Genomic DNA, 24,393 nt, shown 5'->3' with positions numbered 1-24,393 from the left:
GCCCTGCGCTCGAAGCGTTAGAAGACATTGGCCAACAGGGCAGTTATTCGATGGGCGGTAACAATGGGAATGCACCACAAGACACCCACGCTGACGGTCGTCGATCCGCGCGGTTTATCAATTCGTTCGGTTGATTATTGGCGGGCCGTCGACAACCTGCCCACCGAGGCCCGCATCAGCCGCACTGTTCACGATGGCGCAGGGCGGGCGGTGAAACAGTGGGATCCGCGATTGTGGGCGCTGCAGGTGGGCGATTCCCAGGCACCGGCCAATCTGACCACGGTGTACTCGCTGTCCGGGAACGCGCTACGCACGGACAGCGTCGACGCCGGAACGCAGATCAACCTGTATGGCTTGGCCGACGAAGTGTTGTTGGGCCGGGACAGCCGCGAAACCTGTCGCGAGGTTGAATATGACGATTTACTGAGGCCAGTGGCAGTGTTCGAGCAGGGCGCTGCGCAGCCGCGTCGCTGTGTCGAACGTTTTGAGTATGGTTGTCCTGGCCAGGGTAATCAGGACCATAACCAATATGGCCAACTGATTCGCCACGATGACCCGGCGGGCAGTGTGCTGTTCGACGCGTTTGCGATCAGCGGCCAATGTGTCGAAAACACTCGGCACTTCACTCTCGATCCGGTCACCCCCGACTGGCCGGAACTGATCAATGATCGCCAACGGCTGCTCGAACCCGGTTTGGGCGCGACATCCGCATGGCGGTTCGGCCCACTGGGTGATGGGTTGGAGCGGACCGATGCCAAGGGCAATCGTCAGGTCTTCAGTCTGACCCTTGATGGTCTGTTGCGTGAAACTCGTCTGCGACTCCATGGACTGACCACCTGGCAAATGCTGGTCAGCGATATCCAGTACAGCGCGCAGGGGCAGGTCGAGCACGAAACAACGGGCAACGCAGTGCAAACGACCCTCGTTTACCGTCCCGAAGATGGTCTGTTGATGGAACGTCGGGTACAGGATGCCGGCACCCGAATGTTGCAGCATCTGATCTACGACTATGACCCGATGGGCAATGTGTTGAGCATCGAGGATCAGGCGTTGCCCGTCCGCTACTTCGCCAACCAGCGTATCGACCCGATCAATCGCTTCAGCTACGACAGCCTGTACCAGCTGATCGAGGCCTCTGGCTGGGAGGCGGGCGGTCCCAATCAAGGGCCCGAGTCGGTCGGCCGCACCGACCCGGCGGCTCTCGGCAACTACCGCCAGACCTACCGCTATGACGCAGGCGGCAATCTGTTGAAACTGACCCACGTCGGCGCGCAAGACCACGGGCGCGATTTGAAAGCCGCCCGCTACAGCAACCGCTGCCTGCCATATCGCAACGGCGTGCCACCGACTGAAGACGAAATCGCCGCCGCGTTCGACGCCAAGGGCAATTTGCTGGAGCTGGACCAGAGGCGCTTTCTGACGTGGGATCTGCGCAACCAGCTGCAATCGGTCAGCCCGGTGGAACGTGCTTCCGGGCGCAATGACAGGGAGTCGTATCTCTACGATGGCGGCGGCCAGCGCATACGTAAAATCCGCTCGTTGCAGACCAACGCCCGGACTGTGGTCGCTGACGTGCGTTACTTGCCGGGGCTGGAGTGGCGCACCGATAACGGCACCGGCGAGGTGCTGCAGGTGATCACCGCCCAGGCCGGACTCAACAGCGTGCGGGTGTTGCACTGGGAGAGCACTCCGCCTTCGGGAACAAACGACCAGTATCGATATGGCTTCACCGATCATTTGGGTTCGATCAGCCTGGAGTTGGCCGCTGATGCACGGATCATCAGCCGGGAAACCTTTTACCCGTTCGGCGAGACGGCCTGCCTGGCCGGGGATGATGTGATCGAGGTCAGTTACAAAACCGTTCGTTACTCGGGCAAGGAGCGGGATGCAACGGGGCTTTATTACTATGGATATCGCTATTACATCCCGTGGTTGCAGCGGTGGTTGAAGCCGGATCCGGCAGGAACGGTTGATGGTTTGAACCTGTATCGGATGGTTCGAAACAACCCGGTAGGCCTGGTTGATGAAAACGGGCTTAATCCCGACAAGGCAAAGGGCAGTTTGGTTTCAAGCATGACAGGACTTTCTGATGGAGCCTATGCATCCGGGGCTCCGGCACCTGCACGTCCCCCGATCCCGCTGAGGCCGGGAGCACTTCCGTCTGCGTCTCCCCGCCCACCCGTGCCCACGCGATCCAGCCCGGTTCAGATGAATGTAGCTGCGCCAGCGAAAAAGGAAGCTCCCCAACGACCACCGGCGCCAATTGCGTTGCCCACGGCGTCTCCGTCTACGGGGGCGCTCCCTTCATACGCGACCGATTCAATGGTTGTCGGCTCGCATTCATTGTCGATTGGCCCACGAGGGGGGGTTGTGGCCATGAGGGGGGACAATCGTGACCCCGACCAGATCCGTACCGCGGGTGGTTTTTTCCCCAGGGATAACAGAGGGTCAAAAATCAAAGAGGAGTTCAGGCAGGCCGCCGTGACCAAAGGGATCAACACCCTGGCCCAGGAGCACGTTAGAAGCCCCGTTGCGGGTTACGTGTCCACCGGCATGGATGAAGACTCAGGAGGGTACGGTGACACAAGAGCTTTCCTGTACCGGATGGAAATTCCGGGTTTGAAAGAGCGAGCCATCAATGATCAAACGCTGGGGCTCGGGTCACCTTTCAAATTCATTCCCAAAGGAAGGTTGGGTACCAGAGTGTTGATGAGTGGCGACACACTGGATCAGTCCGAGTTCGTTGCAATGATTCCCCCCATGACTGTGGAAATGACCTTCATTACTCCGATTCCGAGCGCTCACATCGTCGCTTACAGGCCCGCGAAGAGCAATCAATGGATACCTTTTTAATCATGGTGACCCTGATGTAAAAAGCCCCCGCCCAACCCCCTGCGGATAGGGAACGCAGCGGGTTGGACGGGGGCTTTTTGTTTGACCGGTCAATCACTGCGCGATGGTTTTCACCGATACGCCGCGTTCGATCGGGGTGGAACGACCGTAGATATCTTCGAACCGCTCGATATCGTCTTCACCCAGGTAGCTGCCCGATTGCACTTCGATGATCTCGAGTGGAATCTTGCCCGGGTTGCGCAGACGGTGGACCGAGGCGATCGGGATGTAGGTCGACTGGTTTTCAGTCAGCAGGAACACGTTTTCGTCGCAGGTCACTTCGGCGGTACCGCTGACCACGATCCAGTGTTCGGCGCGGTGGTGGTGCATCTGCAGCGACAGGCACGCGCCCGGCTTGACCGAGATACGCTTGACCTGGAAGCGGCCGCCCATGTCCACCGAGTCGTAGGAGCCCCACGGACGATAGACTTCGCAGTGGGTCTGGGTTTCGCTGCGGCCCTGCTCGTTGAGGGTGTTGACCATCTGCTTCACGCCTTGGACCTTGTCCTTGTGGACAATCATCATGGCGTCCTTGGTTTCGACGACCACGATGTTTTCCAGGCCGATCACCGACACCAGTTTGCCGTTGCCGTGGATCATGCAGTTCTTGCTGTCCTGGATGACCACGTCGCCTTTGGTGACGTTACCGTTGGCGTCTTTTTCATTGACTTCCCACAGCGACGACCAGCAACCGACATCGCTCCAGCCTGCGGTCAGCGGCACCACGCAGGCGCGCTGGGTTTTTTCCATCACCGAGTAGTCGATGGAATTGTCCGGGCAGCAAGCGAAGGTGGCGGGGTCGATGTCGACGGTGTCGGCATCCTGCGCGCTACGTTCCAGTGTCAGTACGCAGGTGTCGTAGATGTCCGGATCGTGTTTTTTCAGCTCTTCGAGGAAACGGCTGGCGCGGAACAGGAACATGCCGCTGTTCCAGAAGTAACCACCGGACTGGACGAATTCGGTGGCGCGTTTCACGTCGGGTTTTTCGACGAAGTGCGAGACACGGCTGACACCTTCCGGCAGCAGGGCATCGTTGGTGGATTTGATGTAGCCGTAACCGGTTTCCGGTTTGGTCGCCGGCACGCCGAACAGCACCATCTCGCCACGCTCGGCCGCCACGGTGGCCAGGGCCAGGGCGCGTTGCAGGGCTTTCTGGTCTTCCAGCACGTGGTCGGCCGGCAGCACCAGCATCAGCTCGTCGCGACCTTCATTGACCAGCATCATCGCGGTCAGGGCCACGGCTGGTGCGGTGTTACGGCCGAAGGGTTCCATCAGCACGCGCTGCACGTCCAGGTTGCGGGCGCCCAGCTGCTCGTTGACGATGAAGCGATGGTCCTTGTTGCAGACCACGATCGGGGTGTCCATGCCTTCGAACACCAGGCGTTCCAGGGTTTGCTGGAACAGCGTTTGTTCGCCGGTCAGGGCGAGGAATTGCTTGGGGAATTGCTTGCGCGAAAGCGGCCAAAGACGTGAGCCGCTACCACCTGACAAGATCACCGGAATCATGTTGTTACTCCTTTAAAATCGATTGGTTAGAGCCACGAACGTTCTGTCGTTTCACTCTTGTTCTTGTTCCGTGTCCCGACTGACACCTCGGTTCAATGTGGGAGCGAGCCTGCTCGCGAAGGCGGCGTATCAGTCGACATCAATGCTGAATGTCAGACCGCAATCGCGAGCAGGCTCGCTCCCACAGGGGGGATGCGTCAGTCAGGAAAATTTATTAGCGCGTCGACACCGGGCGTTTGACCCAGACTGGCGACAGGCCGCTGCCGTTGCCGGTGACGTACAGCACCGCGGCTTCACCACGCTCCAGGGCAACCGGTTTCACGTCGCCGACTTTGGTGGCGCCGTCGTACAGTGCCAGGCTGACTTTCACCGGGTTGATTTCACGCTCGCCACGGCTCTTGGCCGCCACGGTCGGGATCACTTCGGTCTTGCCGTCGGCGGTTTTCAGGGTCAGGGCCTTGTCGCTCAGGTTCTGCACGCGTACCAGGGATTTCTGCTTGTTCTTGAACGGCGGCTCTTCGATCAGTTGCGGCGCGCCGCTGGCGTTGTTGACCAGAGTGTAATAGTGGTCACCGGCCAGTTTCACCGGCAGGGTCTGGCTGCCGACCTTGGCGCTGTAATCGCCGCCCGGCATGAAGCTGAAGTCGGTGCTGGACAGCGGCGCGACTTCGTTCAGGTTGGTGGTACCGACGGTGGCGCTGACTTCAGCATTGCCGGCATTGTAGACCCGCACGAAGCTCGAGCCTTTTGGTGCGGTCGGGCCGTAGAGGGCGGCGTCGCCACCGGCGAACGCCTGCATCGACAGCACGCTCATGCCGGCGACGAGGGCGAAGGTCTTGGCGAGACGGCGAGGAGTAGTAGTGAAAGTCATGGTAGTACCTCTCTCTTTCAGTTTTGCGCCCGGTCGGGCGTCTCGGATTTAGTGTTTGCAGCTACGTTTTGTTGGCGTGCGCCGGCTTGTTTAAGCTCTGCGACCCACTGCGGGTCGGCGTCACCGATTTCGTTGTTCACAGGCAGATATCGTTCAGGAAACTCCCAGATCAGCACTTGTGGCGGGCTGTTCTTGAAGGCATCGCTTTTCAGGTAGCTGAGCATCGGCAGAATCGGACCGTGGCCGTCTTCGGCGTAGCTGACCACGTCGCTGTGCAACGCTTCTTTCAGCGCGCCGACGAAGTTCCAGTTCGGGTTGGCGCTGTAGCTGGTGCCGATCAGGGCCACCGGCACTTCAGTGTTGGCGAACAGGGCGTCATCACCGGCGGGCTGGTCCTGGGCCGCCACGGTGTTGCGCTTTTGCAAAGGTTCTGGCGCCGGCATCAGGTTTTCGAACAGCGGGTCCAGCGGCAGGAACAACCTCAGGTCACCCTTGTGCGTCACCTTCTCCGCAGGCTCGGTGATGAAGTTTTGCGGTTCGCCGCTGAGCGGAGCTTTGTCGGCAATGGTTTTGGCCAGGGTCTGGGCAGCGATTTGCGCGCCTTCCGGGGTCCAGTGGGTGTCGGTACGCAGGAACACTTGCTGACCGTCTTGCTTGGCCTTTTGCAGCGGGCCGAGCAGGTCAGGGGCGAGGATCTTGTCGGCTGCCACACGAGCGTGGAAGTCCTGGTACAAATTGGCGTGGATACTCGCCGGCTTCACTTCACCCAGGTGTTCCGGGTACAGACGCGTCTTGGCCGGGACAATGGCCATCACCAGTTGCACGCCTTTCTCTTTCAGTTCCTGGCGCACGCCTTCGACCAGCGCGTAGTTGCCTTGCAGGTTCAACTCTTCGTTGACGATCGGGTGAAACTCTTCATCGCTGTAGAGCCACTGATCGCGACCGAGCACCACGCCCGGACGACCTTCGTTGAACAGTTTGAAGTCCAGCGCGGCCCAAAGGTTGGTGCCCAGGCGCTTGATCGGGAACTCGTCGTCGTAGTGCGTCTCGACGGCTTTGGTCCAGCGCCCGTTGAGCACGGTGGCATCGGCGTTGGTACTGAAGCCGAAGAAGCTGCGTACCGACCACACGCCCAGGACCAGCAAGGTCACCAGGAACAGGGCGATGTAGAAGATGCGTAATGAGCGGGTCATGGTCAGATCCCTCAGAACTGGAAGTAAAGGAACGGCGAGAAGCTTTGCGCCGAGAGTTTGAGAATCGAGGCGATGAACAGCAGCAGCACCAGCGTGCGCATCACATAACGCGGCCAGTCCGCGACCCAGTAGGCCGGTTGCACAGTCGCTTCAACGCCGACGGTGTAACCCGGTTCGTGGATGCTGGCCGGGTTGTCACCCGGTACGGCTTTGATCATTCCAGGCGTAGTCGCGGCAGGGCCATCGGCCTCGACGTTGACGGCAGGCCTGGTTTTGACCGGTGGCCGGTTGGTGTAGAAATCACGGATGCCGAAGAACGCCAGGGTGATGTAGGCCACCACCAGAGTGGCGACTTGCAGACCGGTGAGGCTGGCCTGGTTGAGTTCCGACAGCGACCATTCGCCGAAGCTGAACATCGCGCCGTACATGCGACCGGCGACGTGCAGGTTTTCCGAGCGGAAGATCACCCAGCCCATGACGACAAGCAGGAAGGTCAGGGCCCAACGGATCGGGTTGATGCTGCGCGGTGAGGTATTCAGGCCGAGGGCTTTTTCGATCGCCAGCCACATGCCGTGCCAGGCGCCCCAGACGATGTAGGTGATGTTCGCGCCGTGCCACAGACCGCCAAGCAGCATGGTCAGGAACAGGTTGCGATAGGTCATCAGCGTGCCTTTACGGTTACCGCCGAGGGTGATGTAGAGGTAGTCACGCAGCCAAGTGGAGAGGCTGATGTGCCAGCGACGCCAGAACTCGGTGATCGACTGGCTGATGTAGGGCTGTTTGAAGTTTTCCATGAAGCGGAAACCCATCATCAAGCCCAGACCAATCGCCATGTCGCTGTAGCCGGAGAAGTCGAAGTACAGCTGCGCGGTATAGGCCAGGGCGCCGAGCCAGGCGTCGCCCGTGGTCGGGTTCTGCAAGGCGAAGCAATGGTCGGCCACCACCGCCAGGGTGTCGGCGATGAAGACCTTCTTGATGAAGCCCTGCATGAACCGCGTGGCACCTTCGGAGAACTTGTCGAGGGTGTGGGTGCGGTTGTTGAACTGGTCGGCCAGGTCGCGGAAACGCAACACGGGGCCCGCGATCAAGTGCGGGAAGATCGCCACGAAGGCGGCAAAGTCGATCAGGTTGCGGGTGGCCGGGGTATCGCCACGGTAGACGTCGATGATGTAGCTGATGGACTCGAAGATGTAGAACGAGATCCCGATCGGCAACAGTACGTGGGTCAGGATGAACGGCGACAGACCGACCGAGGTCATCATCGCGTTGATGCTGTCCACGCCGAAGTTGGCGTACTTGAAGTAGCCGAGGATGCACAGATCCACGGCAACGCCGAGCAGCAGCCAGCGCTGGGCCGGTTTGGTCCGAACGCCTGCGGCGCCGACTTTCAGGCCGATCCAGTAGTTCCACAGCGTGACGGCTGCGAACAGCGCAAGGAAGTCCACACGCCACCAGGCGTAGAACACGTAGCTGGCGATCAGCAGCAGCAGGTTGCGATAGCGTTGCCCGCTCAAGTAGTACAAGCCGAGAAAGATCGGCAAGAACAGAAACAGGAACACGTTGGATGAAAATACCATCCCGATCTCTCCATGTTTAACCAACAGTCAAGGGCCAACAGCCCCCCCAAACCCCCCATCAAAAATCAGAGGGCGTGATACTCAACTCATGCCTGACACTGACCTTGTGGGAGCGAGCCTGCTCGCGATTGCGATCTGACATTCAACATCGATGTCGACTGGCAATCAGTCATCGCGAGCAGGCTCGCTCCCACAGTGGTTTTGTGTGTGTCTTAAGAACCTTTGCCCTTGTCATTGGCCGGGTCGTAGACCTTGGTCAAATCCCCGCCGAGGCGGAAGGTCTTGAACGGTTGCATCTTGTGCTTGAGTTCCAGCACATCCGGCGGGCAGGTGTAGAGCGAGCAGAACGGTTCGAGCCAGGCAAATTTCGAGTCGACCTTGAGGTCGGTCATGTCCTGATCCTTGCCGTTCTTCTTCTCGAATTCATCCGGGTCTTTCACCCCCGCGAGCACACGATCGCCCAGGCGTTTCAAGGCCCCGTTGTTTTCCTGGCGCAAATCCACACCGTTGACCTGAGCGAAACTGGCGATCATCGCCAGCGGCGGCAGGGCATAGTTGTGATAGGCGAGGGCGCGTTGCTGACGCTTGAGTTCGTTGGGCAGGAAGCCTTGGGCGTCGACCTGATTGGCGCCGACCTTGTATTCCTTGACGGCCCAATCGAACAGGTCGCGGCGGTTGGTGGCGACCGACGTGGCCATCACCGACCAGGCGGCCCAGTACGAGTGGTTGTTGGTTTGTTCGAGCGGGAGGTTGTCCCAATCGCTGACCACCTGATCGGCCATTTTGCTGAACCAGGCTTCAATCACCTGCGCTTCTTCCTGGTGGGTGGCCAGTGGATGCGAGTCAGAGAATTTCAGGCGGACGTAGGACGAAGCCATGCTGCCCAAGGCCCATTTGCGCATGGACTTGCCGGTGTGGTTGAAGTCCTTGGACATCAACGCATCGGCCTTGGCCCAGGCCGTCAGCCAGTTGAGCGTGCACTCCAGCTGTTCCGGGCGACCGTCACGCATGAACTGCATCACCCGCTTGCTGGTGCCGCGCTCGATCTTGGTGATGTCGGCGGTGGTCTCGCGGAAGGCTTTTTCCGATGCCTCGTTCAGGGTCGAACGGGCCTTGTCGGAGCCTTCGTATTTGCTGCGAAATTGCAGGGCGCCAGTGTAGGGCGTCGGCATCGCGTCGCAGCCTTCGCTCTTGTCGCCGGCTTTGACTTTTTCAATGGGCGCGAAGTAACCCTGGGGCGGGCGCAGTGGTGCGGCGGCCTGGGTGGCGCCGGCGAACATCGCCAGAGCCAGCAGGGAGGGCGCGAGTAACTTTTTCAGCGTTCGGGTTTGCATGCAGTTCATAAGAGGTAGCCTCATTGCCCGGCTTGAGCGGTACGCTGCTCGGCGCCGGAGAACACGTTGCGTTTGCAGATTTTCGCTTCGACTTTCTGCGGCGCGGTACCTGCTTTTTCAGGCCCCTGGACTTCGACGGCCAGCAGATTCTGCGAGGCCCAGTCTTCGTCCGTGCGCAACTCGAAGGCGAAACGCCCGTCGGTGTCGGAGGTTTCCGGTTTGTCGATCTTGATGTCCTCGTGGCGCCCATTCATGTACCAGAGGGTGGCTTGCAAGGTTTTCACCGAGGTGTCGGCGAAGCGGATATCGACCTGGTGGCTGCTGTTGCGCAGGTCCAGGTTCTTGCTGTTGACCATCAATTCGTTTTTGCCCGGCTTCAGCGTGGCGCTGGCGCTCATCTGTGCGTCTTTGCCTTCGCAACCGTTGTCCAGCAGTGCCATCATCTGGCGGTAGATGGTTTCCTGGTCGAGGCGATAAAGCGGCGAGAATTCCCAGATGAGAATCTTCGGTGGTTTGGTCTGGAACTCTTCGCTGCCCAGGTACTGCAGCATCGAACCTTCCAGGCCGCCGCCGGGGAACGCTACGTTGAGGATGTCGGCGCCGATGGCCTCTTCGAGGAAACCGGCGAAGTTGTAGTTCTTGCCGCTGTGACTGGTGCCGACCAGGGTGATTTCCGGATTGCCGGAATCACTGAACAGATCGCCATCCGCCGCTTCGCCCTTGGGCTCGGTGGTGAACTGATCCATGTACTGGATCGCGTAGCTGGTGCCACAGAGTTGACCCGCCATGTTGTGTAACGTTCCGGTCTTGCCCATGCGACCCGACTTATGGGTCTCGAATTCACGCTTGGGAACGTCGGCGAAGGCCGGCAATTGCTTGACCTTCTCGGCGACGATTTTAGCCGTGCGCTGGGCGCCATAAGGCGTCCAGTGCTGGTCGCCGCGGAAGTAGAAATCGTGGGCTGGCAGGGTGTCGGGCAGCGATTCGTTGGTCAGCGGCGACAGGTCCGGGACCACGTAGCCCATCTGCGCGAAACGCCCGAGCATGCTCTTGTAGTTGGTCAGTGCCTTGTCAAAATCGTATTTGGCTTTTTCTTCCGGGTTCAGCTTGTTGCGGTTCACCAGACCACGGGTCGGCTGGTAAACGATGACCAGCTCCACGCCTTTGCTCTTGAACGCATCGTGCAGTTGTTTCATGCGTTTGTAGCCGGCGGGCGTGGTGTCGAACTCGGTGCGCAAGTCTTCTTGCGTACGGAATAGCCAGTCGCCTTGCGCCTGCACCAGCGTGGTGAAGTTTTGCTGATAGCGGGTGGTGTAATTCTTCGGGTCGTGGGCTGCCGGGCACAGGCTGCAGCACGGCTCGGCGTTGAAGCTCGGTGCTTTGGCGTCTTCGGCACGCACGCCAGTGCTGGCCGCGAGAATGCCCGCGGTCAGGGCCGACAGGCTGAGTAATTTGATCAAGTGTGGGTGCATAAAATTATCCTCAGTCCCGCATTTCGGTCTGGCGTTCGACAGGGTCGATCAGCACGGCTTTCTGCTGGCGCACCAGCAGGTCGAGAATTTCATCCTGGCGCTCGCCGAGAATCCCGGAGAAGCTGATGCCGCTGGATTTGGTCGGCGCGAGCATCGACACGCGATACAACTCCACGCTCAGCGGCGAGTCGATCGACAGCGGTCCGCTGCCATTGGCGGCCAGTTCACCGCCGACCACGATCAGCGACACCTCGGCGTCGAACGGGTCGAGCTTGATGTCCCGGTCGGTGTCGGTCAGGTCTTTGATGTGCCCGTAGACACCGGTCAGGCCGTTGGCCATCGAGACGTTTTCGTACAGGCGGATGTTCACGCTGTTACGAATACGGATGCCGTGGCGCCGGTTGCTGATCACCTTGTTGCCCCACAGCAGATTGTCGGCACTCTCGTAGAGGGTGATGCCGTCGGTGTGGTTCTTGTAGATCTCGTTGTAGGCGATCAGGTTGTTCACACTGTTACGGTCGATCACCAGGCCCGACAGCTTGTTGTCGTAGCTGCGGTTGTTGAAGATGAAGCTGTCGTTGACCTCACGGGAAATAATGATCCCGTGCTTCTTCTTGGTCCCGAACACCGTGTTGTCGGCGATGATCAGACCGTGGGAACGGTCATGGGGGTCGATGCCGTAGACGATGTTGTCTTTGTAGGTGTTGCCCTTGACCACGAAGTCGCGGGTTTCATAGCAGTAGAAGCCGTACCACATGTCCGAGAACTCGGAGCCGACAATCCAGCCGGTCGGTTCAGGGCGCTTGAGCACCTTGGCCATGTTCGGCGTGTATTGGGAAATACTCACGCCGTAGGACTTACTGTTGGCGTAACCGAAACTGGCGATCTTGCTGTTGGCGATGTAGGTCTCGGTGCCACCCCAGGACAGCAGGAATGGACGGAATTCCTTGGGCGACTTGAAGGCCGCCGGGCCGTTTGCCTTCTCGCTCCAGCCAGTGATTCTGGTATCACGCACAAACAACTGACCGTCGTTGACCAGGAACGAACCGGCCTCCTGGGACAGGCGCAGTTCCTGGGTCTGTTTGTCGATTTCCAGAATGCCGTGTTTACCGACTACGATCGGCAACTTCGCCAGGAACACGCCCGGCGAAGTTTCGCTGAAGTACTGCTTGGGCAGCTTCTTCGCCAGGTCCTTGAGGTTCATGTAGCCATCGTCGACGAAGATCGCCTGCGGGATGCCATGCTGGCGCACCACCCACTCGGCCATCTTGTTGTCACCGCCGATGAAGTCCTTCAAGGCGTCTTCCTGCATCATCCGGCGCACACTGATTTTGCCGGGCTTGGTGCGCACGATTTTCGCGGCAATAGCTTGTGCGGTGTAGCCAGAAGTGTCCGGCAGTTTCGGCTTGGCCAGGTCCAGCGGCGCGGTGGGCGCGCTGCTGACGGTGTAGGTCTTGGCCTGTTGCAGCCCTTTGGCTATGGTCGTCGATTTGCTCTGCTGTTCAGGCTGGTGCACAGACTTGGCCGGTTCAACGGTGGCGAAGGCCGCCGTGCTGGCCAGCAGCAGCGCGCCGGCCAGCAGGCTGATCGAGCCTTTCTTGGCACTGTTCATGTCGGGCACTCCCTTCGCGGTTTGCATCAGAAGCGCCAGATCACGTCGACAAACGCACGGTGCATGTACGAGTCGACGCCTTTGCCATACGCGTCGCCGGGCTTGAACACACCGCCACGCACACGCACCAGGGCCGAAGGCTCATCGATTGATTGGCTCAAGGAGGCGGGCAGCAGGCCCTGCTTGAAGTACTTGGTGACGACCACGTCCATTTCCTGGCCGAGGTCCTTGTTGCCATCTTCCAGCGGCAGGGAGGTGCTGGAGAGGATCGCGCCGGTCACGTCGTCGGTGTTGTTTTCGACGGCGTTGATGCCGTTGCTGCCCACCGGCTTGTTGCCGTCCACGCGCCAGAACTTGTGGTAGATCAGGCTGGCGTCGTATTCGTCGTTGAGCATCCACGAGCCGAACAGGGTAGCGGTCTGCATGTTGTTCATTTCGCCACGGAAGGCTTCGCCGAAACGGTGAACCCGCGAGCGCGTACCGGTGTAGTTCGAACGGTTGCTTTCCAGGCCGGTCTGTTCGTACTCGGCACTGGCGCGGGCATAGGCTGCGCCGACTTGCCACTGCGGATCGAGGCGCAGACGCACGCCCACGTCGGTGGCCCAGCCGTTCAGGTCTTCGCCACGCTTGGCTTCTGCCGGGCGGGTGCCGTCGGCGTTCAACGGGTTGACCGTGTCACGGTCGCCGCTCATGCCGGTGATGCTGCCCCAGTAGTTGACGGTGTTGGTGTTGCGCCAGTTGTAGGCATCGCTGTCGGCGGTAAGGCCGAGCCAGCTGATGTCGCCGTTTTGTTTCTTGTCCAGAGAATCGCCGGCAACGCCCGGCTCCGGATAGTCGAGCTTGCCGTCATCGTGGGTGTGATGACCGCGAATGCCGACCCAGTTACCCGGCGACCATTGGGCGGCGACGTCGCCGAAAACGTGCAGGCGATCCTTGTCCTTGGGCGCCAGTTCTTTCAGGTCGGTGCGGTATTCGCTGAAGCGTTCGGCGACGCCGACGTTGGCGCGCAACAGGGTGGTGTCGAAGGTCCAGTTCAGGGCTTCGATGTTGGTGTCGCGCCATTGGCCGTCGTCGTTGCGCAGGCGTTGGCGACCGAGCTTGAGGATCTCGCCAGGGTAGGGCGTGAGGCCGCTGTAGCCGACCCAGAACTCGCGCATTGCCAGGTAGTTCTTCTTGGTTTTGCGATCACCGTTGTCGGTGGTCTGGGTACCGTCGCTGTCGGACTGTTGCAGGGTGTCCGTTTCGATGATATCGGTGGATGTCACGGCCTGGCCCATGGCGTAGGCGCTCCACGCACCGCTCTCGCCGTATACCCACGGACGCAGGTCGAGGCCGACGCCGTTTACGTCACCGCCACTGGCAGTACCCAGGTCACGGTCGTCTTCGGACTGGCCGGTAACTTTGACTTCGAGGCCGAAATTCTTGTCTTCGGTCAGGGCCGCCAGGGTCGGGCACGACCACAGCAGGGCGAATGTCAGGCCAATACCGGCCTGCACGAATGGATTGAGCTTCATAGGGATTCCTCGCCGTCTTCTTCTTGCAGGGCGTGCAGTTCCAGCGTGTCCGGACTCACGGTGCTACGAATGGCTTGCTCTTGTTTGAGCAGGCGTTGGGCCTCGGCCAGCCGGTCAGGCGGCAGTTGCGCTTCGATTGTTTGCGCAAGCTCAGTGGCTTGCGGAGTGTCTTGAGCCTTGGCCAATTGGCTGAAGACGTAAGCGTTGACCGGGTCGGGCCGGGTGCCCTTGCCTTGGGAGAACAGTTGGGCGATGGCGAAATCGGCGCTGTTCTGGCCGTTGCGCGCAGCGGTCAGCAGGTGATCCAGGGCTTTCTGCGGATAGACCTTGCCCAGGTAGCCACGGCGGTAAATCTGGCCGAGGTAGTAATCGGCGGCGACTTCCTTGCCGACGGCTTTCTGGAAGTGCTCTTCGGCGACCTTGGCGTCGGCCGGCACCATTTTGCCTTCGTAGTAGAGCTTGCCGAGCAACAGTTCGGCGCGCGGCTGGTCGGCGGCGCGGCCGTTGTCGAGGTACTTCATCATGGTGTCGACGTCGCCCAGTTCAGGGAAGTCGTAGAGCAGTTGCGCCAGGCTGACCCAGGACGCCGGGTAGCCAGGGGCGATGCCTTCGAGCAGCGACTGAGCGGTTTTTTCGTCGGTCTTGCCCAGACTTGCATCGCCCAGTACGCGGGCCACGCTGTCCACCCGTTGCGCAGAGACGGCGCCACGGCTGTGAGCGGCTTGCATCTGCTTGATCAGCTCGGCCGTTTGTTCTGGCTGGGCTTTTTTCTGATAGACCGTGGCCAGTTCGACGTAGCAGATGTCGGTGGTGTTCAACGCCGCCTTGCAGATTTTTTCCACGTCATCCAGGTGCTGGTCGTAAGTGCCCTGGGTGCGATAGAGCAGCACCTGGGCCAGACCCGCTTCGGGCTTGCCTTCGGTGCGCCATTGGCTGATCTGCTGCTGTGCGTTCACGTTCGGGAAACTGTGCGGGTATTGCAGGTACAGCATTGCCAGCGGGATCAGGGTATTGCCTTCACCATTGGTCGCGGCTTTCTTCAACAGTGCTTCGGCTTCGTGGTGTTCGGCTTCGGTGGCGCCGGGTTTGGCCACCAGCAGGCGACCCAGGCGAGCCTGAGCCCGCGGCGAGACACTGGCTGCGGCGCGGTAAGTCGCCTCGGCCTTTTTGATTTGTGCCGGGTCGCGGCTGTCGACCTGCAGATCGGCCAGGCCAACCTGGGCTTCGCTGTAGCCCAGGTCTGCCAGTTGCTGGTAATTCTGCGCCGCCAGCGCGGTGTCGCCGCGCTTGAGGGCTTCATTGGCCAGACGCTGGTCAGGCAGGCCGGCGCAACCGCTAAGGCCCACCGCTAGCGCCAATGCACACAACGCATACCCGGTGTGGGAGCGAGCCTGCTCGCGATGCAGGCAACTCGGTGTATCAGACAGACCGCGCTGATCCCATCGCGAGCAGGCTCGCTCCCACAGGGTGTGCGGTGTTCTGAGGAAATGTGGAGTCATCACAGGCATGTCCTCGACTTAAAGACCGGCGGCCATGGCTTTGTTGATTAGCCAGTTCAGGTTCGGGCCACGGGTGCTGTTCACTTCCACCGGGCGACCGGCGAAGGCGCTGTCCAGTGGCTCGTCAGGTTTGATCTGCACGCGGATGTCGGACGACAGGTCGGCGCTTTTCAGGCTGGTGCTGCTGACGATCTTGCCGGTACGGGTCTGGTCTTCACCGGCGATCTGGAAGCTGACCGAAGTACCTGGGCGCACGTCGCCGAACTGGCGATAGGAGAAGCGTGCCTCAACGTTGGCTTCGGTGTTGCGCGGCACCAGCTGGAAGATCACATCGCCTTTGCTGGCGTATTGACCGTTAGCCACCAGTTGCTGAGCCACGGTGCAATCGCACGGCGACGTCAGGGTGCCGGTCATTTGCTTGCCGAACAGTTCTTCGACCTTGGACGGTTGCAGTTGATCTTCGTCCAGATGGCCCTTGAGTACGTCGAGCATGCTGGTGCTGAAGGTCGCCAGCGGTGCGCCTTTGGCGGCCACGCCGTCAGCCTTGATCAGGCTCTGCACGGTGCCGTCGCGCGGCATGGTGATGTTCATGCCTTGCACGCTGACCAGGCCGGCCTGCGCGTGGCTGACGAAGTACATGCCGTACACCGATTTGAAAATGAAACCGAACGCCACCAGGCCGACTACGAAGATACCGGCGCTGAAGGTCACCGCTTTCAGACGGCCGAGCGGGGTCATGCCGTGGCCGCCGTCCTTGACCTTGCGCGCCTTGGTGAAGTTGTCGCGCTGCAGGGTCGCGAGCATTTCACCGACGCTGACGATGTCGCCGGCCAGGTGCGAGGTGATCAGGTGGCGCAGGGTGGAAATGTCCCGGGGTTCCAGGTTCTGGAACTGGCAACCGGTGCGACCGGTCTGGCGATCGACGGAGCGGATTTGCAATTCCACGTCCATGGCCAGGCCGAGGTTATCGATGACGAATTGCAGGCGGGCCTTGTGCACATCGCCGACCTTCAGCGGCAGCTGACCGGCGTTGAACGCCAGGCCGCCAGCGGAAAGGTCGATGACCCGGGCTTCAACCGGAGTCCGATCAGGACCGAAGAAACGCAGCTTGGCCGGAATTTTCACACGGGCGTGTTGGCGCTGGGCTTCGGATTCGTGCACTACGTTGCTGTTGACGGCGGTATTCATATGGGCGATTTCCTAGTTAATTCAGGCGAGTTCGGTCAGACCATCATCAGCAGCACGGCGACAAAAATGCTGCCGGCGGAGAAGGTCATGGTCCGAGACGACCAGGTGTTGAACCAACGTTGAAAGCTGGCGAGATCACGGGTCAATTTGGTGTCCTGGCGGGTCCAGGATTGTTGGTCGAGGCGGAAGAACACGTAGATCTTCACCAGCGCGCCGACGATCTGGTTGTAATAGAGAATCGCCGGGTAAGCCGGGCCGATCCGGTGACCGGAACAGGACAGCAGCACGGTCAGGATCAGACGGGTGATGCCGATCCACAGCAGGTAAACCAGGATGAACGCGGTGCCGTACTTGAAGGTGGCGATGAGCGCCACGGTCAGGCCCAGCAAGGACGTCCACATCGACACGCGCTGGTCGAACAGCACCACCGAGGTGAACAGACCGAGGCGTTTCATCCCCAGGCCAAGGGCGCGGGAGTTCTGCCGCAGGTTGTTGCCGTACCAGCGGAACATCAGTTTGCGACTGGCCTTGATGAAGCTCTTTTCCGGTGGGTGTTCCACGGTATGGATCGCGGCGTCGGGCACGTAGAACGTGTCGTAGCCCAGGCGCATCAGGCTGAACCAGCTCGACTTGTCGTCACCGGTCAGGAACTTGAAGCGGCCCAGGCGCCAGTGTTGCAGCGAGTCACTTTCCACGTCGGCGATGAAGTCCGGGTCGGTCACCACGGAGGCGCGGAACACCGACATCCGGCCGGTCATGGTCAGCACGCGCTTGGACAGGGCCATGGAGCACATGTTGATGTGGCGCTGGGCGAATCGCAGTTTGTGCCATTCGCTCATGATGTAGCCGCCGCGCACTTCGCAGAACTCGTTGGTGGTCAGGCCGCCGACATTGCCGAACAGCTGGAACCACGGCACGGTCTTGAGCACGACGCCTTCGGCCAGCACGGTGTCGCCATCGATCACTGCAACCACGGCGCGGTCGTCCGGCAGGTGGCGGGAGATGGCGCGGAAACCGTAGGCCAGGCCATCGCGCTTGCCGGTGCCGGGAATGCGCACGAAGTCGAGCTTGACGCTCGCGGGTGGGTTCATGCGCTTCCAGAGGCTCTTGACCAGCAGCTCATCGGACATTTCGACGATGGAACACACCACGGTGGTCGGCAGGCCGCAGTCGATGGCCTCGCGGATCACCGAGCTGTAGACCTGCGCGGTGGTCAGCGCGTCGATACGGAAGCTGGTGACCATCAGAAATACATGGGACGGGTCTGCCGCTTTACCCAGCTTGCGCACTTTGCGCCGCAGGTGCGGGTAGACCACGTATAGAAACAGCATGCCGCGCAGAAAGTGCGTGGCACCCATCGAGTAGCGCCAGATACCGACGATACCGATCAGGAAGATGAAGTCCTTCGACTCGGAGTCGAACGTGGACGGAGGCAACGCCAGGGCGATGCCCATCAGTAAACTTAGGTAAAACAGCCAACCGGCGGCTTGAAGTAGGCCGTGCTTTAGCCTGTGCATAATCTGCATCCGTCTCGATCTCGGGCGAGCCTGTGGGGTGGCCCGATGGGGTTAAGGCAGGCCTGTGAAAACTGGCGACACCCGCTCTGGATGACGCCAGAAATCCCGGTAGGAGCTGCCGCAGGCTGCGATCTTTTGATCTTTGTCTTTGGGTTCACTCAGGACTCAAGTGCCCTAGGAAAGATCGCAGCCTCGTTTCACTCGACAGCTCCTACAGGCGTGTTACCAGCAGATGCCTTCAGTCCGGCCACTCACGCTGGTGGCTTTGGACATGAAGCCGACCAGGTCGATCACTTGCTTGCCGTGTGGAGCTTGCTGCGCCAGGGCGCGGAATTTCTCGTCACGGTTGCCGAGGATGATCACGTCGGAGTTGTTGATCACGTCGTCGAAGTCCGAGTTGAGCAAGGACGAGACGTGAGGGATCTTCGACTCGATGTAATCCTTGTTCGCACCGTGGACACGGGCGTACTCGACATTGCTGTCGTAGATGCTCAGGTCGTAGCCTTTGCCGATCAGCATTTCGGCCAGATCAACCAGTGGGCTTTCGCGCAGGTCGTCGGTGCCGGCCTTGAAGCTCAGACCCAGCAGGGCGACTTTGCGTTTGTCGTGGCTGGAGACGATGTCGAACGCGTTCTGCACCTGGGATTCGTTGCTGCGCATCAGCGAGTTCAGCAGCGGTGCTTCCACGTCCAGGGAACCGGCGCGATAGGTCAGGGCGCGCACGTCTTTTGGCAGGCAAGAGCCGCCGAATGCGAAGCCCGGGCGCATGTAGTACTGGGACAGGTTCAGCGTCTTGTCCTGACAGACCACTTCCATCACTTCACGACCATCGACACCGACGGCCTTGGCGATGTTGCCGATCTCGTTGGCGAAGGTCACTTTGGTGGCGTGCCACACGTTGCAGGTGTACTTGATCATCTCGGCGACAGCGATGTCCTTGCGGATGATCGGAGCGTCGAGTTCTTCGTACAGCGATTGCAGAACGTCGCCCGAAGCCTTGTCGAACTCGCCGATGACGGTCATTGGCGGCTGGTCGTAGTCGGCGATCGCGGTGCTTTCACGCAGGAACTCAGGGTTCACTGCAACGCCGAAGTCGACGCCTGCCTTCTTGCCGGAGCAATCTTCGAGGATCGGGATTACCACGTTTGCCACGGTGCCCGGCAACACGGTGCTGCGAACCACAATGGTGTGGCGGGTGGTTTTATCACGCAGGACAAAACCGATCTCGCGGCACACGGCTTCGATGTAGTTCAGTTCCAGGTCGCCGTTCTTCTTGCTCGGCGTACCGACGCAGATCATCGACAGGTCGGTGTCGCGAATCGCTTCGGCGAAGTTGGTCGTGCCGCGCAATTTGCCCGTCTCGATACCCTGCTGCAGAAGTTCGCCCAGACCCGGTTCAACGATCGGCGATTTACCAGCGTTGATCATATCGATTTTGTCTTTGGCGACATCGACGCCAACGACGTCATGGCCCCGTGCAGACAGGCAACCGGCACAGACTGCGCCGACGTAACCCAAACCAAATATGCTGATGCGCATCGCAATTACCTCTCAGTTAATCAAGACTGTGTTCAACAAGCCATTACATGGCCGGAGTTAATGGTGTTCAGCGGTCATAGTGCACTCGCAAGTGCGCCTTACAGGCGCTACAGTGCTGTGTGCAGGCATACTAAGTTCCGAGTGTCTAAATAAGTGCACTCAAGATGTGCGCAACCAGGCCTTGTTATTATGATGTGCCCTGTTATGCAGCCGACCCTCTGATCAGAGGACGTTCGTGCAAAGGCCTTGCGCGCTCAATGCCAGGCCAGAAGCCCGTAAATCAAGCGGTTGGGTGCTCGGGTGAGCACGTTTATAGGGGCGTGGCCGTGGCCTTGTAGGGGATAGTATTGATACATTATCTCCTGTCCTTCATGTGTTGCCCAAATTAGGGATTAGTAAGCGGAAGTTTGTGTGACAACTTCGCTATGTAAATCTCTTCTCTGCGTAAGTTATCTCGTACAAGCGCCGAGAGAATCGTTACCGGTGGTATGAGCGGCGCATTTAGACATAGTTCCAGTCCGCCCATCGCGAATTCTGAAATTTCTTGAAATATGGAAAAAGATGGCACTGCTCTCATATTGATAGCACTTGCCGTTTCGCCCTTTATATATAGGGTGATTGTTGTCTTGGGTACTTTTTTGCCACTACAGATAAAAATTTTCAGTGCCACTACTGAAAAAAATGATCAATGTCGAGTGAAACTAAAGTTAGAAATTTGAGTGCTTGATTTTTGGCGCCAATAAAACGGCGAAAAGGCGGGAGTTATTCGAGTATCGACGGAGCGGCGCACGACGAAGTAACCAATGTCGTGCGCCGACCTGGTGCAGGTTTCCATTACTCCGGCGCGTGATCGCGCAGGAACACCAGATTGTCCGGTTTAGACTGCTCGCTGCTGTAGCGATAACCCTGAACGTCGAACTGCTTGAGGGCGGCCGGGTCATTGATGCGTTCTTCGATGACGAAGCGACTCATCATGCCGCGGGCTTTTTTCGCGTAGAAACTGATGATCTTGTATTGGCCGTTCTTCAGGTCCTTGAATTCGGTATTGATGATGCGCGCGTTCAAGGCACTGCGTTTGACCGCCGAGAAGTACTCATTGGAGGCCAGGTTCAGCAGCACATCGTCGCCCTGATCGGCTAACGCTTCGTTCAACCATTCGCTGATTCGCGTGCCCCAGAAGGCATACAGGTCCTTGCCCCGGGCATTGGCCAGTTTGGTGCCCATCTCCAGCCGATAGGGCTGCATCAGGTCCAGAGGGCGCAGCAGGCCGTACAGGCCGGAGAGCATGCGCAAGTGTTGCTGGGCGTAGTCGAAGTCAGCATCGCTGAAGGTTTGTGCGTTCAGGCCGGTATAAACGTCGCCCTTGAACGCCAGCAAGGCTTGCTTGGCGTTGGCTGGGGTGAAGGCCGGGGTCCAGCTGCCGAAGCGCGCGGCATTGAGGCCGCCAATTTTGTCGGAGACATGCATCAGCTCGCTGATCTGCGCCGGCGTCAGGTCGCGCAGTTGCAGGATCAGCTCCTGGGAATGGTCGAGGTATTGTGGCTGAGTGAAACGCGGGGTCGCCGGCGGTGTTTCGTAGTCGAGGGTCTTGGCGGGGGAAATCACCATCAGCATGAAGTCGTCTCCTTTAATCGTGGGGGCGATTCTAGGGGGTTGTCTGTGTTGACTCCAGCTATCAAGGTCATAGGTGATGATCGGTGGCTACCGGTAAAACCCTGGGGGATCGTCGTTACTTCGGGGAAGGGTGTTGGATCGGATATAGTGCCGCGCGGGTTTTGTTATGGAGGCATCCCATTGCGTATCGTTTTTCTATTCGCCGCGTGGCTATTGAGTTTTGGTGCCATGGCGGCGCCGGGCGATGTGGCGACACTGGATCGCAGCACCTGGCCTGAGCAGCTCAGCAGCCCGACGCTGTTCGACGTCGCCTCGCGGGCCGAAATCCTCATGTTCGCCCGCGTCCTGCTGGCCAGTGAATCGCTGGACGAAGCGAGCCTGGCTCAACGTCTGGGCCTGCGCACCCTCAATCTGGCGTCGGTCAACCAGCTGCGTCAGCACCTGTGGCAGCGTTTGCTGACCAACTACAACTTCGCCCAGCGCAGTTGCGATCAGGATGCCTCCTTCTGTTTTCTGGTCGAGGACATGGACACCTTGCGTGAGCAAGCGGCCAAGTTTCAGGTCAGCGACGACAGCTATTACATCAAGTGGGCCGAGCCGAGCCGGTTGTTCCATGCGCAGTACCTGGACGAGCAGTTGCGCAAGGCCGCGCTGTTCCCGCAGACCAGCAGCGAAGTCGATCGTTTTGGCGACTATGAACGCAATGGCGATGCCATGAATGACCGCCTGTTCCTGCTGACCTTCGACAGCGCCGCCAATGCCACGCCCGATAACACGGCCTGGGTCACCGAGTACCTGCGCAAATCGAACATGAGCGCTACGTTCTTCGTCCTCGGCAAGGACATTCAGGCCCGTCTGGCCGAGCGTTCGGTGACCAGCCTGCAAGGCACTTATTCGCAGCAATGCGTGGGTGTACAGGGTTGGGAGTTCCGCTCTCACAGCCACTGGCAAGACTGGCAGGACTCGGTTCGGCGCAGCGTCGAGCTGGTCAAGGGCAAGCTGCCGGAGAATTACGTACCGCTGTTTCGTCCACCCGATGGCCAGCGTCGGTCCGATGCTGAAGGCTTCTTCACGTCTCAGGGTTTGCAAGTGGCGTTGTGGGACATCGACGCCCAGGACGGCGCCGGCAAGCTCAAGGGCAACCAGAGTGCACAACGGGTGTTGACCCTGATGCTGCTGTGGCGGCACGGGGTGATCAACTTCAATGTGAAGCAGGATGCGCTGAAAACGGCGATGCCCTGGCTCATTACACAAACGGCGCCAAGCGGGATCGGTTGGGAGCATTGTCAGGACGCGTTTCGCTGAAACGGAGAAAGCCCGTAAACATTGAGCCGGGGGCGTTTTTGAGAGAGATTTCGATGCAGGCGGACTTCCGACTTTAGCGGGGTGGTGGCAGTCCGCCAAGTGCTATTGGTCATTCTGCAAAATAAACTTCAAAAAAGCGTCAAAGTGCTTTTTTCTGTCACAGGTTTTGGAGTATTACGAAGACAGACCGCCGAAACCTGCAACACAGGTGGCGTCTTCCAAGACCCAGCTTGTGTGCAGTTCACTTGAGTCCCCGCAGGTGAATTCGGTGGCCACTTCGAGGCGCAGCACTGTAACGGTATTGCGTCGACTGGCTCCCACATAAGGTGACCGAGTATGGATGACCACGGACGTAGCCCTTCTTCCAACCAGCCAATCCTTTATGTACTCGATACCAACGTATTGATTCACGATCCAAACGCCCTGCTTAATTTCGAAGAACACCACGTCGCCATCCCGATGACCGTGCTTGAAGAGCTGGACAAGCTCAAGAGCGGGCATCACAGCGTGGCCGCCGAATGCCGTCAGGCCATCCGGCTGATCGATAAGACCCTGGGTGATGCTTCACCGGAGGACGTTGAACAGGGCGTGCCGATTCAGCGCGGCAAGAGCGGGCCGAAGGGCTTGCTGTCAATTCTGATGAGCAAGCGTGCCGAGCCGAACATCATTCTGCCCGAGCACCTGAACGACAACATCATCATCAACCAGTTGATCGACCTGCACGCGCGCGATCCGAAACTGCCCGTGGTGCTGGTCACCAAAGACATCAACATGCGCCTCAAGGCGCGGGCCTGCGGGATTGCGGCCGAGGACTACAGCACCGACCAACTGGTCGACGACGTATCCCTGCTGCCCAATGGCTACCACAACATGACCGGCTCCTTCTGGGACCGGGTGAGCAAAGTCGAAACCCGGCAGGATCATGGCCGCACCTGGCATCAGGTACAGCTGATCGACAACCTGCCCGCCGTACACGTCAATGAGTTCATCATCGACGAACAGGGCTTTGTCGGCTGGATCAAGGAAATCCAGGTCGACAAGTTGCTGATTCTCGACCTGCATCAGGAACCTCTGTTGCACCAGGAAGCCTGGGGCCTGAAACCGCGTGACATCTATCAAAGCCTGGCGCTGTACGCCTTGCTCGATCCGGATATTCATCTGGTCAACCTGTCCGGCGCGGCCGGTTCCGGTAAAACCATCCTGGCCCTGGCGGCGGCCATCGAACAGACCATGGTCAGCAAACGCTACCGGCGCATCATCGCCACCCGCAGCGTGCAGGGCCTGGACCAGGAAATCGGCTTCCTGCCCGGCACCGAAGCGGAAAAAATGGAGCCTTGGCTTGGCGCCATCACCGACAACCTCGAAGCCTTGCACATGGATGACGAAAACACCCATGGCAGCGTCGACTACATCCTCAGCAAAGTGCCGTTGCAGTTCAAATCCCTCAACTACATTCGAGGCCGCAGCTTCCAGCAGAGCCTGATCCTGATCGATGAATGCCAGAACCTCACGCCGCACCAGATGAAAACCATCATCACCCGTGCCGGCGCCGGTTCCAAAGTGGTGTGCCTGGGCAACCTGGCGCAGATCGACACCCCTTACCTGTCCGCGACCAGCTCCGGGCTGACGTACCTGACCGAACGCTTCAAAGACTTCCCCAACGGTGTACACATCACCCTGCAAGGGGTGCCACGTTCGATTCTGGCCGAATACGCCGAATCGCATCTGTAACCCTCAGCAAAACCGGGCGGCCCTCACAG

Annotated in this window: 16 protein-coding genes; 3 read left to right on the top strand and 13 right to left on the bottom strand. The window is 59.6% G+C overall.

Translation table 11 applies throughout. From position 1 onward, the window contains the following. Nucleotides 1-63 precede the first annotated feature (63 nt). Entirely contained in the window at nt 64-2,853 is a 2,790-nt protein-coding gene (locus tag QMK51_RS23600; protein ID WP_320392176.1) for an RHS repeat-associated core domain-containing protein, read from the top strand. Nucleotides 2,854-2,946: 93 nt separating this feature from the next. Here the strand turns inward: QMK51_RS23600 and QMK51_RS23595 are convergent, their stop codons facing one another. The 13 genes from QMK51_RS23595 to yaaA form a co-directional block, all read right to left on the bottom strand. Beyond that, nucleotides 2,947-4,398 (bottom strand): mannose-1-phosphate guanylyltransferase/mannose-6-phosphate isomerase, encoded by a 1,452-nt coding sequence (locus tag QMK51_RS23595; protein WP_258697473.1) that lies wholly within the window; start codon nt 4,396-4,398, stop codon nt 2,947-2,949. Nucleotides 4,399-4,612: 214 nt separating this feature from the next. Further along, nucleotides 4,613-5,269 carry an alginate O-acetyltransferase AlgF gene (locus QMK51_RS23590; protein WP_320392175.1) on the bottom strand — a complete coding sequence of 219 codons (657 nt, stop codon included), beginning with the start codon at nt 5,267-5,269 and terminating at the stop codon, nt 4,613-4,615. A gap of 17 nt (nt 5,270-5,286) precedes the next feature. Then, nucleotides 5,287-6,462, bottom strand: a complete 1,176-nt coding sequence (locus tag QMK51_RS23585; protein WP_320392174.1) for an alginate O-acetyltransferase — start codon at nt 6,460-6,462, stop codon at nt 5,287-5,289. An 11-nt stretch (nt 6,463-6,473) separates the two neighbouring features. Beyond that, complete coding sequence (locus QMK51_RS23580; RefSeq protein WP_320392173.1) at nt 6,474-8,039, bottom strand: MBOAT family protein; 1,566 nt, start codon at nt 8,037-8,039, stop codon at nt 6,474-6,476. A gap of 212 nt (nt 8,040-8,251) precedes the next feature. After that, on the bottom strand, nt 8,252-9,382 hold the full coding sequence (locus tag QMK51_RS23575; protein ID WP_320392172.1) for a mannuronate-specific alginate lyase: 1,131 nt from the start codon (nt 9,380-9,382) through the stop codon (nt 8,252-8,254). 11 nt (nt 9,383-9,393) lie between these two features. Next, on the bottom strand, nt 9,394-10,845 hold the full coding sequence (locus QMK51_RS23570; protein WP_320392171.1) for an alginate O-acetyltransferase: 1,452 nt from the start codon (nt 10,843-10,845) through the stop codon (nt 9,394-9,396). Between the two features lie 10 nt (nt 10,846-10,855). Further along, complete coding sequence (algG, locus tag QMK51_RS23565; protein WP_320392170.1) at nt 10,856-12,457, bottom strand: mannuronan 5-epimerase AlgG; 1,602 nt, start codon at nt 12,455-12,457, stop codon at nt 10,856-10,858. A gap of 26 nt (nt 12,458-12,483) precedes the next feature. Continuing rightward, complete coding sequence (locus QMK51_RS23560) at nt 12,484-13,971, bottom strand: alginate export family protein (protein WP_320392169.1); 1,488 nt, start codon at nt 13,969-13,971, stop codon at nt 12,484-12,486. After that, entirely contained in the window at nt 13,968-15,479 is a 1,512-nt protein-coding gene (algK, locus tag QMK51_RS23555) for an alginate biosynthesis TPR repeat lipoprotein AlgK (RefSeq protein WP_413817504.1), read from the bottom strand. Before algK ends, QMK51_RS23560 begins: the two co-directional genes overlap by 4 nt. A gap of 9 nt (nt 15,480-15,488) precedes the next feature. Further along, nucleotides 15,489-16,658, bottom strand: a complete 1,170-nt coding sequence (locus QMK51_RS23550) for an alginate biosynthesis protein Alg44 (protein ID WP_320392167.1) — start codon at nt 16,656-16,658, stop codon at nt 15,489-15,491. Nucleotides 16,659-16,693: 35 nt separating this feature from the next. Further along, complete coding sequence (gene alg8 / locus QMK51_RS23545) at nt 16,694-18,175, bottom strand: mannuronan synthase (protein WP_413817503.1); 1,482 nt, start codon at nt 18,173-18,175, stop codon at nt 16,694-16,696. Nucleotides 18,176-18,397: 222 nt separating this feature from the next. Beyond that, a complete protein-coding gene (locus QMK51_RS23540) occupies nt 18,398-19,714 on the bottom strand; it encodes a nucleotide sugar dehydrogenase (protein ID WP_320392166.1) in 1,317 nt (438 codons plus the stop codon). Nucleotides 19,715-20,548: 834 nt separating this feature from the next. Continuing rightward, nucleotides 20,549-21,328: a peroxide stress protein YaaA gene (gene yaaA / locus QMK51_RS23535; RefSeq protein WP_258697462.1), complete on the bottom strand. Its 780-nt coding sequence runs from the start codon at nt 21,326-21,328 to the stop codon at nt 20,549-20,551. Between the two features lie 180 nt (nt 21,329-21,508). On the opposite strand from yaaA, the gene QMK51_RS23530 reads away from it, so the two are divergent. Then, a complete protein-coding gene (locus tag QMK51_RS23530) occupies nt 21,509-22,633 on the top strand; it encodes a polysaccharide deacetylase family protein (protein WP_320392165.1) in 1,125 nt (374 codons plus the stop codon). Nucleotides 22,634-22,969: 336 nt separating this feature from the next. Then, nucleotides 22,970-24,364, top strand: coding sequence for a PhoH family protein (locus QMK51_RS23525; RefSeq protein ID WP_258697460.1), 1,395 nt, complete (start codon nt 22,970-22,972; stop codon nt 24,362-24,364). Nucleotides 24,365-24,393: the final 29 nt, after the last annotated feature.

Source organism: Pseudomonas sp. P9_31 (genome assembly GCF_034008235.1).
In the GTDB taxonomy this organism is placed as follows: domain Bacteria; phylum Pseudomonadota; class Gammaproteobacteria; order Pseudomonadales; family Pseudomonadaceae; genus Aquipseudomonas.
The sequence above is the reverse complement of the archived record's forward strand: the minus strand, read 5'-3'. Positions and strand labels throughout refer to the sequence as shown.

Excerpts from the sequence above, each read along its gene's own strand:
- QMK51_RS23600 (WP_320392176.1), top strand. The coding sequence starts at position 64 with ATGGGAATGCACCACAAGACACCCACGCTGACGGTCGTCGATCCGCGC.
- QMK51_RS23595 (WP_258697473.1), bottom strand. The coding sequence starts at position 4,398 with ATGATTCCGGTGATCTTGTCAGGTGGTAGCGGCTCACGTCTTTGGCCG.
- QMK51_RS23590 (WP_320392175.1), bottom strand. The coding sequence starts at position 5,269 with ATGACTTTCACTACTACTCCTCGCCGTCTCGCCAAGACCTTCGCCCTC.
- QMK51_RS23585 (WP_320392174.1), bottom strand. The coding sequence starts at position 6,462 with ATGACCCGCTCATTACGCATCTTCTACATCGCCCTGTTCCTGGTGACC.
- QMK51_RS23580 (WP_320392173.1), bottom strand. The coding sequence starts at position 8,039 with ATGGTATTTTCATCCAACGTGTTCCTGTTTCTGTTCTTGCCGATCTTT.
- QMK51_RS23575 (WP_320392172.1), bottom strand. The coding sequence starts at position 9,382 with ATGAACTGCATGCAAACCCGAACGCTGAAAAAGTTACTCGCGCCCTCC.
- QMK51_RS23570 (WP_320392171.1), bottom strand. The coding sequence starts at position 10,845 with ATGCACCCACACTTGATCAAATTACTCAGCCTGTCGGCCCTGACCGCG.
- algG (WP_320392170.1), bottom strand. The coding sequence starts at position 12,457 with ATGAACAGTGCCAAGAAAGGCTCGATCAGCCTGCTGGCCGGCGCGCTG.
- QMK51_RS23560 (WP_320392169.1), bottom strand. The coding sequence starts at position 13,971 with ATGAAGCTCAATCCATTCGTGCAGGCCGGTATTGGCCTGACATTCGCC.
- algK (WP_413817504.1), bottom strand. The coding sequence starts at position 15,479 with ATGCCTGTGATGACTCCACATTTCCTCAGAACACCGCACACCCTGTGG.
- QMK51_RS23550 (WP_320392167.1), bottom strand. The coding sequence starts at position 16,658 with ATGAATACCGCCGTCAACAGCAACGTAGTGCACGAATCCGAAGCCCAG.
- alg8 (WP_413817503.1), bottom strand. The coding sequence starts at position 18,175 with ATGCACAGGCTAAAGCACGGCCTACTTCAAGCCGCCGGTTGGCTGTTT.
- QMK51_RS23540 (WP_320392166.1), bottom strand. The coding sequence starts at position 19,714 with ATGCGCATCAGCATATTTGGTTTGGGTTACGTCGGCGCAGTCTGTGCC.
- yaaA (WP_258697462.1), bottom strand. The coding sequence starts at position 21,328 with ATGCTGATGGTGATTTCCCCCGCCAAGACCCTCGACTACGAAACACCG.
- QMK51_RS23525 (WP_258697460.1), top strand. The coding sequence starts at position 22,970 with ATGGATGACCACGGACGTAGCCCTTCTTCCAACCAGCCAATCCTTTAT.